Here is a 15,411-nt window from a genome sequence, read left to right on the forward strand (position 1 = left end):
TGATGTCTTTTAATCCAGGCGAATCCAGGTGTTATAAATCTTGTCGTAGGTGCCGTCGGCCTTGATCTCCGCCAGAGCGCCGTTGATCTTCTCGGTCAGTGCGTCGGCATCTTTAGGCAGCGCCATGACGATGGGCGTAGCGTTGAGCGGTTCGCCCACGATTTTGAACGAAGGGTCTTTCTTGATCTGAACGATGGCATAGGCAATACCGCAAACCACGGCGTCGATGCGCTTGAATTTGAGGTCCAGCAACGCTTCGGTGGTGTAGTTGTACTTTTTGATGTTGCCCACCAGGTCGGCCATGCCGTCCAAGACACGCTCGCTGCTGGTCGCAACCTGGGCGCCGACGGTCTTTCCTGCAAGATTCGCCTTGGATTGAATCCTGGTATCGTCCTTGTGCACTACGATCACCTCGGTCAGGTCGATATACACATCGCTGAAATTGACGTTTTTCTTCCTTGCCGTGGTCTCCCCCATGCAGGTGATCAGCATGTCGTAGTCGCCCTTATTCATTCCGGCGATCAGTCCCTGCCACTCGCCGTCCTTGAACACGATGTCGATCCCCAGTTTTTTGCCGATGGCATTGCCCAGTTCCACGTCGAAGCCCTCGAACTGACCTTTTTCGTTTTTGAATTCAAAGGGAGGGTACTGGGCGCAGAAACCCACGACCAGCGATTTTTTGGCTTCAACAGACTGCCATGAATTGTCGGCGGCCGAGACCTGGACGGCCATGGAAGCCAGAACGACGGCCGAGGTTGCCCATACCACCATTTTGCGAAATAAGCGCTGTTTCATTTTTTCTCCTCCTTTTAAGTTTCTGTCCTCATTTCTCCGGGATTTTTCTCGTCTATGGCCATAAAGGTCGTAGTGATGTTCTTTTCCGCGAGCATCTGCTTAAGCTCTTTCATGAACACACCCGTACCCGCTGACAAGTGAACGCCGCCGATCTGCTCCTCAACCGGTTCCGAAGCGCCGATCACTCCTCCGTTATATCCCATGGGCGTCTGATGGATTCCGCAGTTCGGGCTGCCGTCGGCGCCCACGACCCCGATAATCTCGCAACCCGATGCGCAATAGGTTTCCACTTGATCCAGAACCGGGGTGAGAATATGGCGGCAATGGCGCCTGAAGTGAGGGTGATCGTATTGCTCCTTGCTCATCCCCCAGCGGTTGATACCCAGATAGGAAGATTCGGGGCAGGGCAGCTGAACGATTCCCACTCCCTGCCGGAGATAAGGCTCCAAAGCGTCCATCAGGACACCCGGATAAGTGGCCAGCGGGCGAACCTTGGCGTTGGCATTCAGCAGGCAGTGGCACAGGATAAGGATCTTCCGACTTCGTTTCAAAACATCCTCCTTTGGCTGATATGATGGTTGGCAAAACAATACACCATCAGCGCAAAGCATCCGGTATTAAACTAAAAAGGTTTCCGAACGCAGACGCGGTTATATGGATCTGTAGATTGACGAATGACGACGTTTCCGATGCTCAGCCAACCTGGCCGGTAAGGGCGTGTTTCTCTCAGTGCGATGGAAATTGGTTGGGCATGCAATCTCCGGGGAAAAGAATGAGGTTAGGAGAAATCATAAGAACAGGAAACAGTCAAACAGGAAATTTCTATAACATTTCGTCGATACAATAGAAAATTACAATGAGAAGCGGACTGACGCTGAAGAGGAAGCTTGCTATTGAGCGTTCTCTATTTTAAATAGAACATATACACAAAAAGGGGGGGGCTGAAAGGGTCGCATCGGTGCAAGAATTTTACGATAAGCTGAAAGTCATTTTTGGATTGGGGCAAATCCTGATCCTGGCTTTCGTCAGTACTTGTGTGGCCTTTGCCGAAGAAAATAAAATTTCGACAATTGATATTGTTACGCCAGTCTGGGAGGGCATAACCAATAGAGACGGGACAGGATTGTATTTTGAGTTGCTGCAAATGGTATACGAGCCGGTTGGAATCGAGGTTAAAATCGAGTTTGTCCCCTGGGCACGAGCCGTTAAAAGGGTGGATTCGAAAAGCAGCGATGCCATGTTGGGCTCATACAATACCGTCGATGCCCTTTTTGCAAAATATCCATTGGATACTGAATACACAGCCGTTGTCTACAAAGCGGACTCTTTGGAGAAATGGAAGGGGGTAAATACTATTGAAAACAAGGCGGTTGTCTGGGTAAGGGGCTACAATTATCATAAATACCTACCCGTGAAAGTAAATTATCATGAAGTCAACAGAAGCGAGCAAGGCTGGAAGATGCTGGTTTTGGGTCGAGTCGATTTTTTTATGAATTCCCTGAGTGCAATCAACAGGTACGTCAATCGGAACAAGATCGATTTGACTGATTTTCGGATAAAGATCGTGTTGGTAAAAAATTTGTTCGTTCGATTTGCAAAGACTGAAAAGTCGAAAAAACTTATTGAGATTTATGATAGCCGAATGAAGGAATTGGTAGAAAAAGATTCACTCAGAAAACTGTACGAAAAATGGAATGCCTTTTATCCTGACTTTCAATCGATAGAAAAGTAGAAAAATAGCCCTCCCTTCAGTGATGGGTCACACCGTGTTTTCGATTCGGCTCCAGAACTCCGCCTCTTTGGCCTTTACGGCCTTCCACCGGACAGGATCAAAAAAGTTTTTGTACAGTTCGCTTTGCTTGTCGACCGGCTGACCGGCAATTTTGTTTTCGATGAGAGCAAGGGCTTCGATGGATTTGTCGCACACGGGGTACCCTTTTTCATCCAGGAGGATGGACCCGTCGAAATCGACCGGCGAGATATTGTTGATATCCACAAGGCGGATTTCGCCGGATGCGGTTGCGATTAGATTGCCCGCCCCGGCCAGGTCGGGTATGGTCGCAGCCTCGACGATCATGCGTTTGATTCGCGTTACGAACTCGGCGCCGTTTTGCCGCACGGTCCAAATCCATCGGTTCCTGGGCGGGGCATCCCCATCGGCAGATCCTGCCGCGCCATCGTAAAGCGCCGGCAGCAGATCGGACTGATCGAGGATCGTCCACGGGTCCACAATGCCGCCGGCCACATATTCCTGAAAACCACACAGCAAGAGATCCCTGCCTTGCGGTCCCTGATAGTCCACGATGCACTCTACGGAGGTGGCCATGAAATCGGGGGCCAGGTAGCGCTCGACGGTTTTCACCCGCCCGATTTCCTTCAGGGCATCGTCGAGGGTGCGCAGCCGCGAACGGAAGATGCGCAGCATGCGCCGGGGCCGGGCCATGGGAAACCGGCGCATCCCGTCGGCGGAGATGGTTCCGTTCCGTTCGGTTTCTACGTCCCGTGGAGCGAGAATTTCCATGATGTGGGAACGCAGACCCTGCCGGAAATGCTTTCTGAACACATAGGGTGCCGCAGGATTGATGAAGTTCAGGCCCAGGACCTCGTCATGGCCGATGGATGGTTGGTCTCGTATGTCGGTGGGCATCGTTCGACATTTCCTTTCGGTTCGTTTGAGTACCATAGCGAATCCTGCGCATGGAGGCAAAATAGAAAACCACCCCCGGCAATTTGTCGGCGGTGGTTTTTTGTGGTCGGTTTACAGTTTTTCAGGGTTGCAGAGATTCTGGTCGCGTACCGCGCTCCTGCCGCAGTTTTTGCAAAAATGCGCGGCCGGTTGAATCAGTTTTTTAAAAGCCTCGGTTTCAGATTCGATATAACCCTCCTCCTGAAGTGCGCAGAGCGTTTTTTCGGTTGCTGTTTCCATGGGGGATTCCTTTCTTATATGCACCCAGCGATTCTGCTGAGTTTGAAGGGTTCACTTTATGATTTGTATCCACCTTAATTTTATAGTAGGTAGGATTTTAACATTCTCAAGGCACCATTCCCAAAAGATGCCGATTTTTAAAGGAAACAGATAGTTATTTAAAAACATAATCGCAGGTTTAGACCAACCGCGGTAAAACGGAGGTGCCATGCAGACACCCAAATGCCTGGCCAGCCGAAATCCGTCTCCCCGATCAAATTGTACTTCAGCGACCCACCCGGCTAAGCTGTTTTTTCTTTCGAACCTCTTTTTTATAGTCCTTTTTCTGTGGCTGCCGGGTCCCGCTGCCGGGGCCGATTATATCGATATCGTTACCCCGCAGTGGGACGGGCAGACCAACGCCGACGGTACCGGCCTTTTTTTCGAGATTGTCAGACGGGTCTATTCTCCCGAAGGCATTGCGATGAAATACCGGTTCGTTCCCTGGAAGCGGGCCCAGAAAATGGTCAGCGGCAAAAAAGCGGACGCCATGCTCTGCGTCTGGTGCGAACATGCCAGAGAGGAAGGGCAGCGTATCCCCCGCTGGCCTTTTTTTGTGGAATATACCGCTGTGGTTTTCAAAAAAGATCGGATCGCATCCTGGGCCGGGTTGAAAACCCTGGACGGCAAAAGCGCCGTCTGGCTCCGCGGCTATGACTACCATACCTTTAACCATTTCAAGCCCATCCATTTTTCGCAGTGGACGGAAGTGGACGATTATGCGCGGGCGTGGCTGCTGCTGAAAAGCGGGCATTACGACGTATACATCGACGCTCTCATCGATCTCGAACATTATATCGCGGAGCAATCCGTGGACATGAAGCCCTACCAGTTGGAGATCCTCTGGGGCGAGAATGCCTATGTGGCGTTCGCCCCCAATGAAAAATCCGTTCGGCTGATACGCATTTTCGACCAGCGCATCCTGGAATTGGCTGCATCCGGAGAATTGAAGGCAATCTACGATAAATGGGGGGTGCGCTATCCGCAGGAGGCCTGGGAGCCAGGAAAGAAACGATTATGATTTTGCATCGAAAGCGGATGTAGCATTAAAAATTGGACCCAGGATCAAAAAGGGCCCGGGCTTCAACTCCGGTTGTATTCGGAAAAGTTGAAACCCGGGCCGCACACGTGAATTAATGACGGTCTCGTAAAAAGTTGCAGCGTCGTCATGCCGGACTTGATCCGGCATCCAGAAACCATTGAGATCACTGGATTCCGGCCTGCGCCGGAATGACGAAAAAATGAGAATTTCGACTTTTTACGGTTTCATCAATTGATGGCAAAAAAGGTTTTTCAGGACGTCTTACAAATCCAGCCCGCACTCCTTCAAGGTAACGATCCCGCCTTGGACGCTGACCGGATTCTCCACGCCCAACTCCCTGAGGTTCAACTGGGCCTCGTAGGAGCGCACCCCGGTGTTGCACAGCAGGATCAGATCCTTGTCCCGGGGAACTTCCCCGAAACGCTGCCGCAGTTCGTCCTGGGGGATATTGATCCATCGCTCGGGGTATTTCTCGGCAAAGGCCTCGCCATCCTGGCGGGCGCGGCAGTCGAGAATCATGAGATCGCCGTTTCCCTGGGACCATTTCTGTGCGAAACCCTCGGCGTCGATGGGCTGAAAACGCCCGTCCAGCATGTTTTCGGCCGCATTGGCAAGGGCGTTGAGAGCATCCATGGCCGAGGAGAAGGGGGGCGAATAGGCCAGCTCCACGTTGCTGAGCCGATCGATGGTGGGGTGGTCCTCCAGTATGGCGGCCACCGCGTTGATCCGTCCGACCACGGCATCGCCGTCCTTGCCGAACCCCTGAACGCCGAGTATGCGCCGTGAATGGCGATCCACGACCAGTTCCAGGTGCAGCATGGATTTTTTCGGATAAAAATGGGCCCGGTCGAGTTGAGCTGCCTGAACGCTGACGGCGTCGTAACCGGCCTTGCGCGCGCTCTCGATGCTCAGTCCGGCGCCGGCCAGGGCGGCATCGAAGGTTTTGACTGCGAAGGCGCCCACGGCCCCCTTGAACAGGGCTTTTCCACCGGCCAGGTTGGTGCCGATCACCCGGCCCTGGCGGTTGGCCATGGAGCCTAAGGGAAAGTAGCCCGGCTGGTCGGTTACCAGGTTGCGGATCTCCGCACAGTCGCCGCCGGCATAGATTGCGGGGTCGGATGTTCGCAGATGCTCGTCCACCGCAATGGCGCCCGTGGGGCCGATGGTCAGGCCGGCGTCCCGGGCCAGTTCCATATTGGGGGTAACGCCTACGGCCATGACCACCAGATCGGCATCCAGCCGGCGTTTATCCGTCACCACGGTCTTTACGGAATCGGCTCCTTCCAGGGCCTGGACCTGTTCGCCGAGATAGAAGCGAACTCCGTTTTTTTCCATCTCGCGCTGGGCCATGCGGGCGAACATGGAACTCACGAATCCCGGCATGATCTGACGGGTATACTCGACGATGGAGGTTTCCACCTCCCACATGTCAGCCAGGGCCTCGGCCATTTCCAGCCCGATGAATCCTCCGCCGATGACGACTGCGCGCTCGACCTTGCCGTTGGTCACCAGTTCCTTGATGGCCTGGGCGTCGTTGAGGTTGGACGCCGTGTGCACCATGGGCAGGTCTGCGCCGGGGATGGGCAGGCGCCGGGGGCGGCTTCCCGTTCCCAGGACCAACTGGTCGTAGGGCAGAGCATCGGTGGAGCCATCTTCCCGAAGGATATGGATCTGCCGGTTTTCCCGGTCGATGCGCTCGACGCGGGTTCGGGTGAGCACTTCTATGTCCTTGCAATTTTTGAAAAAGGCTTCGTCGCGCAGCATGTGAAAGCTGGTTTTGCGCAGATCGTTCACATCGCTGACATCGCCGGAAACGTAAAAGGGAATGCCGCACCCGCCGTAGGAGACAAAGCGATCCTGATCGATGATCGTAACGCGGGAGCCGGGTTCCAGCCGTTTAAACCGGCAGGCAGCTTTGGATCCAAGGGCCACACCGCCGACGATGATTACGTTTTGAGCCATTTCAACCTCTCTTGTGAATCGTTTTTTTCAATACCATTTTTCTTCAGGATAATTGCCGTTTTTACGTCATTGTTTCGTCTGTCATGCAATATTTCGGCATAAACCGTTATAAAATGATCTTTTTAAAGGCGTTGTCAAGACCCATTTGCCCGCAGCAGCGCCATTGCCGGGTGTGTTCTCAGGGATCGGATCCATCGCGTCGAACCAGCAGCAGGGTGTTGCCGATGACGGTGAGGCTGGAAAGCAGCATGGCCGTGGCAGCCACCAGGGGCGTGAGCAGGCCGCTCATGGCAACGGGGATGCTGATCAGGTTATAGATCCAGGCGCACCATAGGTTTTGGGCGACTTTTGCGTTGACCTGGTGGGAGAGGGGGAAAAAATCAAGCAGTTGGGCGGGGTCGCCGCGCATGAGGGTAACGTGGGCGGCCTCTTTGGCCAGTCCGAGACCCGATTGAACCGCCACCGCCAGGTGGGAGCGGGCCATGGCCGCGGCATCGTTGACGCCGTCGCCCACCATGGCCACCTGCTGCCCGCTGTCGATGAGCGCTTTGACGTAGTCCGCTTTGTCCGCCGGCATCAATCCGCCCCTGGCATGGGGCATATCGACAAAGCAGGCCACCTCCCGTGTGGCGGCATCCCCGTCACCGGAAATCAAATGAAGGTCAGCGATTTTGTGTTTCAGGTCCGCGACCAGGGCCGGCACTGACGGCCGCACCGCGTCACCGAAGAAGAGGATGGCTGCCGGACGGCCGTCGATGCTGAAAAAGACCCTCGACGTGGGCGCCCCTTGGGCCAGTTCGTCGGAGATGTCGTCGGGGATGTTTTCGGGAAAAGCGTCTTTCCAGGCGAATGCCCGGGTGCCGATGCACAGGACTTTTTCGCCGGTACGACCCTGTACCCCCTCCGGAAAGATCGCCGTATCGACAACGGCTGCCGGTTCGATGCCTTTTTTTTGGGCATCTGCTTTTATGGCTCGGGCGATTTCGTGGTCGTAGTTCTGCTCCAGGCCGGCGGCCAGGGAAACGATGGCCTCTTCTTCGCACCCCGGCCGGCATCGGATGCCGCTGGCCTGCCAGCGTCCTCGGGTCAGAGTCCCGGTTTTGTCGAAGACGATGCTGTCAATGGTACCGGCCCGTTCGAAGGCCTCGATCTCGCGAACCAGGATGCCTTTGCGGCCCGCCAGGGAGATACCGGCCAGGCGCGCCATGGGTATGGCCACGCCCAAGGCGCAGGGACAGGAGATGACCATTACGGTCACGGCCCGCACCATCGCCTGTTCGGCGGGCATGCCGACAGCCAGGCAGGCCAGTCCCGTCGAGCAGGCCAGGCCCACGACAATGGGAACGAACCACCGGAGCATGCGGTCCGTGCGGCCTTCGAAGCGGCTTTTCTGTTCCAGGCTGCGGGACATGATGGCAATCATGCGGCCCAGTACGGTATCCGTTCCCACCGTTTCAGCGGTTGCCACGATCCGGCCTGCTATGACCCGGGTGCCGCTTTTTACGGTGTCTCCCTCTGAAACCCGGACCGGTCGGGGTTCGCCGGTGAGGGAAGACTCGTCCAGTTCCGCTTTGCCGGATTCCACTCTTCCGTCCGCCGGAAGAATTTCATCGTCCTCCACAGCAAAGCGATCTCCGTCCGAAAGCTGTCCGATGGCCACATATTTTCCTTGGGGCCAGGCGTCGGCGATCAGGCGCACTTTGGCTGGCTGCAGGGCAAAAAAAGCGTCCAGGTCGCGGCGGACGCGACCGCGGGCCTGCTGTTCCAGGAATTTTCCCAAAAGAACCAGGGTAATGAGCATACAGGCCGTGTCGAAGTAGAGGTGAATGCTTCCGCTCAGCCAGTTGATTAGACTGTAAACGAAGGCGCAGCCGGCTGCCAGTCCCACCAGGGTTTCCATTCCCGGCGACCGATGAATCAGGCCGAACCAGGCTTTTCGCAGCATGGGGCCGCCGCCGTAGACAAACACCACCAGCGCCATGGCCACGATGGGAAAAGAGATTTTGGATACGGCATCGGCGGGCAGGTCGGTAAAGAAACCGGCATACAGGGCCCAGGAGAGCATCATGACATTGGCGGACAGCAGGCCGGTAACGATCAGGCGGGTCAATTCCCTGCGCAAACCGGTGCGGTCGGCATCCGTCGAACCGGCTTCGCGACTCTGGTATCCCAGACGGCTCAGAGCCCGGTGAATCTGGTCCGGCGCCACCCGGTCGGGGCGGTAGCGGCAGTGCAGGCGATCCGTGGAAAAGTGGCAGTGGGCCTCCTCTACGCCGTCCAATCCGGCCACCGTTTTTTCGATCACCCAGGCGCAGGCCGTGCACCACATGCCCTCAACGGTCAGGTTGAATGCCAGGGTTTCTGTACCGTTTTGTTCGTCGCGGCCGCTATCTGCAGCGGTGGACGGCGTCGAAGGCTTCTCCCGGTGGATGCGCTTCAGATCCTCTTCGTCAGCCGGTATCACCCCGGCTGCCACGCACTGCCGGTAAAGGTCGGACTCTTTGAACCGGGCGGGATCGTTGATTTCGGCGGATTCCAGCAGCATGGTGTAAACCATGCTGCAGCCCTGGCAGCAGAATTTCAGGGGGCGGCCTTGGATGGTTTGGTGAACCGTTGCGTATCGCAGAGGGAGACCGCAGAGATCACAGTTGGCAGGCGTCATGGAAATTGGGTATCATCTTTCCCCGAGGCTTTTGACATAGGCGATGACGTTCCAGCGGTCTTCCACGGCCACGGTGGTGGCCAGGGCCGGTTGACGCCCGTCGGGGATGCCGAAGCTGATCTCCTTGAACAGTGCGCCGGCAGGCATGGTTTGGACCTTGGCGCTGCGCAGGTCGCCGGGCGGGGGTGCAAAGCTCTGGCCCACGGTACCGTAGCCGTCAAAGTTTTTTCCGTGGCAGTGGATACAGTAACGGGCGTAGGCGGTTTGGCCGGCCCGGATGGCAGCCGGTTCGGTAAGTGCAAAAGGTGCGGCCAGGTCCCCGGCGTCGACAGCGTGATAGAGGGCTTCTCCGCCGTGAACGGGCACACTGCCGGGTGCCATCACCGGAATGGGATTCTCATGGGGCTTGACGGCCGGGGTTTGCCACATGCGGCCGACCGACATGAACTCGTCGTAGCCGGTGAGTACGCCCCAGGCAACCAGCAGTACCGTTGCTGCAATCAATCCGACGGACAGGATGCGAACCATTATTCTCCTCCGGCTCCCCTGACGTGCTGCTGATGGGGCAGCCGTTGATAGACCGCATAGGGCGACGAAGCCGGCACGTCCTTCACCGGCCGGTAGGCCCAGGTGGGCTGGCCCATATCCGAAACCACATAAAAGGATAGAAAGCCTTTGAACAGGATGATGCCCAGCATGACGCCGAGCCATATCCAGGTTCTAAGCGATGATTCTTGATGGTGGTCGTTCATTTCAGATTTTCACTCCCAAGAGGCCATGCATGACGATGTAGAAAAAGCCCCAAATAAAGGTTCCAGCAACGATCAGCATCATGATCAGCGGAAAGGGGGCGTTGCGCTCCTCGATGCCGTCGGCATAGTGGCCGGTGATGGTGTTTTTGCGCGTCTCGCTGTCCTTGCTGCGCAGGTGAGCATAGGCCAGCCCAACGCCGAACACCACCATGAAGATCAGGGTGGGAAACAGCCAGGCCATGGTGTGCTGAAAGTTGAGCAGTTCGAAAAATCGCATGATGGCTACCTTATCCTTGACGATTGCGTAAAAAGCCTGAGACCTCCTGCTAAACAACAGACGGGACAAGAAGGCTTGCGAGTCCCAAGGGATTAAGCGTAACGCGGATATCGGGTTCTTTACGCAATCGTCACCTCTTATTTGCTGAAATAAAGCGCATAGGCCAGTACCGCCGCCGTAGCACTGAGTCCGCCCACCGCCAGCAGAAAAAGACCATAGATTTCAAGCCGGTGGATCCGGGTGGTCTTCACCGGTGGTTGATCCTCATTGTCCCGCAGAGGCAGAAAGCGGGCCCGCTGCTGCTCGCTGAACTGGCCGGTTTTAAAGGCCCAGTAGAACACGACCAGGCTGAGGATTATGCCGATGGCGATATAGGCGATGAAGTAGGGGTAGTACATGATTAGGCCTTTAGGCTATAGTGGTTTAGGTGTATAGTCTTTAGAGTCAAATTTTTTTTCCTACAGTCTAAACCGCTTCAGCCTAAGCCCCTGGCGCGCATGCGCCTTACGGCTCATACGCCGCATCGATTCCCTTCGGTGCCATATTGGCGTCGCTGTCATTGATAAAATAAACGGCCACGTAGTTGCCCACATCCCAGATTTTCTCCGACTCCAGTTCCCGCTTGAAGTACGGCATGGCCGTGCCGGTGATGCCGTTCATGATCTGGTAGTAGAGAATGCCGCCGCTGATCTCCCGGTTTTTCAGAATCGTGAAGTTGAGCGGCGGAGGATAGATATACGGCTGGGCCGGCCCCATGCCGTCGCCCACCGGGCCGTGGCATCCCAGGCAGAAATCCTGGTAGATCTTGTGGCCCCGTGCCAGTCCCGCCTCGGTGGTGGGATAGGGATTGGGCAGGTCGCGCCATCCCTGGGGCACGTGTTCGTTGATCCAGGCCACATTGGCATCCGGCCCGGCTTCGTAGGCCGTAATGGCCTCCGCTTTCCATTTGTGCTGGCGCTGCATGCGCCGGTCGGCATCCTTCATGCCAAGGCCCTGGACGTAGCGGATGAGGTGGCCCATGTTCTCATCGCCCAGGAATTTGAACGCCGGCATGATGGACAGCGGGCGCGTATACCTCGGGTTCGTAAAATGGGCCACATGCCAGTCGTCGGGGTGCTCGCCGCCGTCCTGGGAAAGATCCGGTCCGGTGCGCTGGGAACCCAGCAGGATGGGGTAGTCCGCCACGTAGTCACCGGCCTGGGCGATGCGCTCAGCCCCCAGGCCCCAGTCGATGGTGCGGATGGATTGGCTGTGACAGTAGACGCAGCCGTTGGCGATATACAATTTCCGGCCGGCCGCCTCCTCGTCGGACCGCTGGCGGAAGATTTCCGATGGCGTTGTGCGGCTGGTATGCACATAGGGCAGCAGGATTACCACAAAGACGATGGCGGCCAGAATCAGCAAAGAGCCGGTAACCACGGCAAGGGGAGTCATTTTCATGATGACGCTCCGGTTTTTCCGAACAGGGTGCGGACGATGTTGTAAAATCCCAGCACCGCACTGGAGAAAATCATCAGGCCCAGGCCGGCGCGGACCACATAGTAGATGTGGATTTCGGGCAGCACCCGATAGACCGTTTCGCCGTTCAGCCAGGCATGGCCCTGAATCAGACCGGCGATGGTCAGGACGATGGTGAAACCAACCATGCCGATGAGGACCATCCAGTATTGAAAATCGGCCAGAAACCGGCTGAACAGCGGCTTGCCGGAGAGTTTCGGTACGGTGTAGTACAGCCCGCCCAGTGCGATCATACCGGCGAATCCCAGCACACCGAGATGGGCGTGGGCCACGACCCAGTTGTTGAAGTGGGTCACGCGCTGGACATCGGGCAGGGCCATGAGCGACCCCTGGATGCTGACGAAAAAATACATGATGGTGCCGGTAAAGACGAATTTTGCGCCGATGTCGGCGTGAATCTCGCCCAGGCGGCCCTTGGCCGTGTACCAGATGTTGATCAGAAAGGCCATGACCGGGATCACCATGGCCACGCTGTCCACAATGGCCACCACCTTGAGCCAGGTGGGTACCGGTACCTGCAGCAGGTGATGGGTGCCGATGTGGGTGTAGACCACGATCAGGGCCCAGAATCCAAGCAGGGATAGGGTGTGGCTGTAAAGTGGCGCCCGGCAGGCCCGGGGAATCACGTAATAGGCCACGGCTGCGGAAAGGGGCGTCAGCAGCAGCCCGAAGACGTTGTGCCCGTAAAACCACAGCAAAATGGCGTCGGGGATGCCCACCAGCGCGCCGCTGTCCGGCCGCCAGATCACGTTGCCCAGGGCGAAGGTGCAGGCCGTCAGGATGACGCCGGCCAGCACATACCACACCGAGACATACAGAATCGGCTCCTGGCGGTTTTTGACGGTCATGATGAAGTTATAGAAAACCAGGCCGAAGGCGGCCACCACCATAATGTCGAGATACCAGATCAGTTCGGCATATTCGCGGCCCTGGGTGAAGCCGGCGGCCAGGCTGGCCACCGCTCCGACAAGGGCGATGTTCCAGGCGACGACGGTAAAGACGCCCAGCCGTTCGCTGAACAGGCGGGTTCGCAGCAGCCGGGGAACCAGATAGAAGGCCGCCGAGAGCAGTCCCGGGGTAACGAAGCCGAACAGCACCAGGTTGACGTGGGTGGGGCGAACGCGGCCGAAGACGATGCCGCCCATGTTTTCGGTCAGGTCCGGCGCCACGAGTTCCGTTGCCCCGAGAAGCCCGTAAAAGGTGGCCACCATCATCCAGAAGGCGGATGTCAGGGCAAACCCCTTGGCGGTGGTGTAGCTGGATTCAAGGGTTTGGGGTTCAGCGGACAATGATCGCTCCTTGGGGTTTGTTTGCTGATATTTTTTGCTTAAACAATCCTGGTATCATTTTCGTGTGAATGTACTGAAATCAGACGTCAGAAGACAGAATTCAGAAATTCATCAGTGTCGCTTCGCTCCGTCTTCAGAATCCAGACCTCCGGCCTCTGACCTCTGTCCTCCGTCCTCCGACTTCCGGCATCAGCTATGGCATGCCAGCCAGCAGCCCAGGTTGACCTTCCTTTCCCGGTGGCATTCGATGCAAAAGCCCATCTTGAAGCGTTTGCCTTTGAGGCGGTCCATATCCCGGACTTCTCCGTGGCAGGACTCGCAGGCGACCTCTTTTTTGATGTGCCGCTGGTGATTGAACAGCACATGCTCTGCCAGTTCGTATACTTTCACCCACGGCGTGGGGGTGTCGCTGTTAAAGTAGTCGTGCTCTTTCTGGATTTCCGGGTGGTTGGCGATGATGTAGTTGTGGCAGTGCAGGCACTTTTCCACTGGTGGCAGGCCCGGATGAATGGAACGCCCCACATAGGGGTGGCAGTAGTAGCATTCGATGGCCTTGTGGCCGGCATGCAGCCGATGGCTGAAGGGAATGGGCTGGGCTGCCCCGATGCGCGTGGCCGGCGAGGCGTAAAAGAAGAATAAAAATCCCAGTACCAGGACGCCACAAATGGCCATCCATGCCACGGGGCCGCGGTTACTCCATATCCGTATCAGGGTTTCACCGAAGGCGGTAAAAAAGCGCATGGGCCGCCCCCGGGTACCGATGAGAATCACGATTACCGTGAGGGTAAGCAGCGAAAAGGAGGTAATCAGAATTTCCATTATAAACGCTCAGGGTGATAGAGGTTTAAGCTGAAGGCTGAAAGGGTGCCGCCTGACGCCGTTCTTCTGCCGCATACGTTCATCATTTTCGTTTGGAATCGCATTTTCACTGGTTGTTCTTAAACATCTTCCGTCTTCAGTCCATTCGCCTCGATTAACTCCGGAAACTGCTTGAAATAGCCGGTAACGGCCGCGGCCAGCAAACCGAAAAATCCCACGGCCACGGCAATTTCCACCCACCCCAAAGGCAGGTGGTGGATGTGGTGGTTGAAGGCCGGGCCGAGCAGCAGATAGTGTTCCAGCCAGATCCCCGCCATGACGGCCAGGCAGATAACGACCATGGCCCGGGGTATCATTTTGATCCTGCGGTTGATCAGGATCAGAAATGGTGCGACGAAACAGCCGATGAAGATGGTCCAGGCCAGTTTGTCCCAGGGTGCGGCCATGGTGCGTTCGATGATGTAGGCGGTCTCCTCGGGAATGTTGCCGTACCAGATGACTACGAACTGGGCGTAGAAAAAGTCGGCCCACACCAGGCAGAAGGCGAAAAAGAGTTTGCCGATGTCGTGGAACTGGTTCTCCTCGACGTGATAGCCGTTGTTTTCGCTCATATGCAGCAGGGCGCTGAGGACGATCAGTGCTCCGAAGCCGATATAGATGGCTTTGACGAAGCTGTAGGCGCCGAAGAGGGTCGAAAACCAGTGCGGATCGGCGGCCATCACCAGGTCGTAGCCCACCAGGGAGAGCACAAGGGCAAAGGCCAGCAGATAGAGGATGCCGAAGACGGTGGCGCGGGCGGCCATACGCTCCTCGTCCGGCGGCCGGCGGTCCCAGCGGGCCTGCAGTCGGCGTCCCACAGGCCCGGAGGCGCCGAGATCTTTAAGGGTAAAATAGAGCCGATGGTAAAGAAAGGCCAGGCCAAAGCCATACAGCAGAATCAGCCCGGCCAGGTCCCGGCCGAACAGAAAGGGAACGTTGAGCCAGACCTCCTTGCCGTGCAGGTCCTCGTGCAGCCAGGGGAAAACGTGCTGCTGGCCGAGAAAGAGGATGACGAACAGGGCCAGCGAAATGGGGAAAAAGGCGGCGAAGGATTCGGCCACGTTGGCCAGAGGCGCACTCCAGCGGGCTTTGACCGTGTGCATGAGGGCCGAGAAGAGCACTGCGCCCTGAGCAATGGCCGAGAAGAAGAGGAAATTCAGCAGATAGGCCTGCCAGGCCCGGGCCGGATTGCCGATCAAAGCGACGGTGATGAAAATCAGGGCCCCGATGGCGGCCAGGCCATAGAAGATTTTCATCAGCTGCGGTGGTTTTTTTATGTTTGCCATGGTTT

16 protein-coding genes are annotated in these 15,411 nt (G+C 56.6%); 2 read left to right on the forward strand and 14 right to left on the reverse strand.

Annotated features, from left to right (window positions below):
- Positions 1-9: 9 nt before the first annotated feature.
- Together GN111_RS23115 and GN111_RS23120 are read right to left on the reverse strand one after the other, a co-directional pair.
- Complete coding sequence (locus GN111_RS23115) at positions 10-795, reverse strand: ABC transporter substrate-binding protein (protein WP_155306024.1); 786 nt, start codon at positions 793-795, stop codon at positions 10-12.
- Positions 796-809: 14 nt separating this feature from the next.
- Positions 810-1,346 (reverse strand): CD3072 family TudS-related putative desulfidase, encoded by a 537-nt coding sequence (locus tag GN111_RS23120; RefSeq protein ID WP_155306025.1) that lies wholly within the window; start codon positions 1,344-1,346, stop codon positions 810-812.
- Positions 1,347-1,753: 407 nt separating this feature from the next.
- On the opposite strand from GN111_RS23120, the gene GN111_RS23125 reads away from it, so the two are divergent.
- Positions 1,754-2,527: a substrate-binding periplasmic protein gene (locus GN111_RS23125; protein ID WP_155306026.1), complete on the forward strand. Its 774-nt coding sequence runs from the start codon at positions 1,754-1,756 to the stop codon at positions 2,525-2,527.
- A gap of 27 nt (positions 2,528-2,554) precedes the next feature.
- Here GN111_RS23125 and GN111_RS23130 read toward each other — a convergent pair whose 3' ends face one another.
- Together GN111_RS23130 and GN111_RS23135 are read right to left on the reverse strand one after the other, a co-directional pair.
- Entirely contained in the window at positions 2,555-3,442 is an 888-nt protein-coding gene (locus GN111_RS23130) for a hypothetical protein (RefSeq protein ID WP_155306027.1), read from the reverse strand.
- 111 nt (positions 3,443-3,553) lie between these two features.
- Positions 3,554-3,721 carry a hypothetical protein gene (locus tag GN111_RS23135; RefSeq protein ID WP_155306028.1) on the reverse strand — a complete coding sequence of 56 codons (168 nt, stop codon included), beginning with the start codon at positions 3,719-3,721 and terminating at the stop codon, positions 3,554-3,556.
- Positions 3,722-3,929: 208 nt separating this feature from the next.
- Between GN111_RS23135 and GN111_RS23140 the strand changes: the two genes are divergently transcribed.
- Entirely contained in the window at positions 3,930-4,781 is an 852-nt protein-coding gene (locus GN111_RS23140) for a substrate-binding periplasmic protein (protein WP_155306029.1), read from the forward strand.
- A 282-nt stretch (positions 4,782-5,063) separates the two neighbouring features.
- On the opposite strand, the gene GN111_RS23145 is transcribed toward GN111_RS23140, so the two are convergent.
- From GN111_RS23145 to GN111_RS23185, 10 genes are all read right to left on the reverse strand, one after another.
- The gene (locus GN111_RS23145; protein WP_155306030.1) at positions 5,064-6,764 is read right to left on the reverse strand and encodes an FAD-dependent oxidoreductase; all 1,701 of its coding nucleotides are present in this window, start codon (positions 6,762-6,764) and stop codon (positions 5,064-5,066) included.
- 178 nt (positions 6,765-6,942) lie between these two features.
- Positions 6,943-9,426 (reverse strand): heavy metal translocating P-type ATPase, encoded by a 2,484-nt coding sequence (locus GN111_RS23150; RefSeq protein ID WP_155306031.1) that lies wholly within the window; start codon positions 9,424-9,426, stop codon positions 6,943-6,945.
- Positions 9,427-9,438: 12 nt separating this feature from the next.
- Positions 9,439-9,954, reverse strand: coding sequence for a c-type cytochrome (locus GN111_RS23155; RefSeq protein WP_170302422.1), 516 nt, complete (start codon positions 9,952-9,954; stop codon positions 9,439-9,441).
- Positions 9,954-10,178, reverse strand: coding sequence for a hypothetical protein (locus GN111_RS33405; RefSeq protein WP_170302423.1), 225 nt, complete (start codon positions 10,176-10,178; stop codon positions 9,954-9,956). The genes GN111_RS23155 and GN111_RS33405 overlap by 1 nt, the downstream gene beginning before the upstream one ends.
- 1 nt (position 10,179) lies before the next feature.
- Positions 10,180-10,455 carry a cbb3-type cytochrome c oxidase N-terminal domain-containing protein gene (locus GN111_RS23160; RefSeq protein ID WP_155306033.1) on the reverse strand — a complete coding sequence of 92 codons (276 nt, stop codon included), beginning with the start codon at positions 10,453-10,455 and terminating at the stop codon, positions 10,180-10,182.
- A 137-nt stretch (positions 10,456-10,592) separates the two neighbouring features.
- A complete protein-coding gene (locus tag GN111_RS23165; protein WP_155306034.1) occupies positions 10,593-10,853 on the reverse strand; it encodes a hypothetical protein in 261 nt (86 codons plus the stop codon).
- A 106-nt stretch (positions 10,854-10,959) separates the two neighbouring features.
- A complete protein-coding gene (locus GN111_RS23170; protein ID WP_155306035.1) occupies positions 10,960-11,895 on the reverse strand; it encodes a cbb3-type cytochrome c oxidase subunit II in 936 nt (311 codons plus the stop codon).
- Positions 11,892-13,262: a cbb3-type cytochrome c oxidase subunit I gene (locus GN111_RS23175; protein WP_231715537.1), complete on the reverse strand. Its 1,371-nt coding sequence runs from the start codon at positions 13,260-13,262 to the stop codon at positions 11,892-11,894. Before GN111_RS23175 ends, GN111_RS23170 begins: the two co-directional genes overlap by 4 nt.
- 189 nt (positions 13,263-13,451) lie before the next feature.
- The gene (locus GN111_RS23180; RefSeq protein WP_231715538.1) at positions 13,452-14,081 is read right to left on the reverse strand and encodes a cytochrome c3 family protein; all 630 of its coding nucleotides are present in this window, start codon (positions 14,079-14,081) and stop codon (positions 13,452-13,454) included.
- Positions 14,082-14,200: 119 nt separating this feature from the next.
- Positions 14,201-15,406, reverse strand: coding sequence for a hypothetical protein (locus GN111_RS23185; protein WP_155306036.1), 1,206 nt, complete (start codon positions 15,404-15,406; stop codon positions 14,201-14,203).
- Positions 15,407-15,411 lie beyond the last annotated feature (5 nt).

This window comes from Desulfosarcina widdelii, assembly GCF_009688965.1.
Classification (GTDB): Bacteria; Desulfobacterota; Desulfobacteria; order Desulfobacterales; family Desulfosarcinaceae; genus Desulfosarcina; species Desulfosarcina widdelii.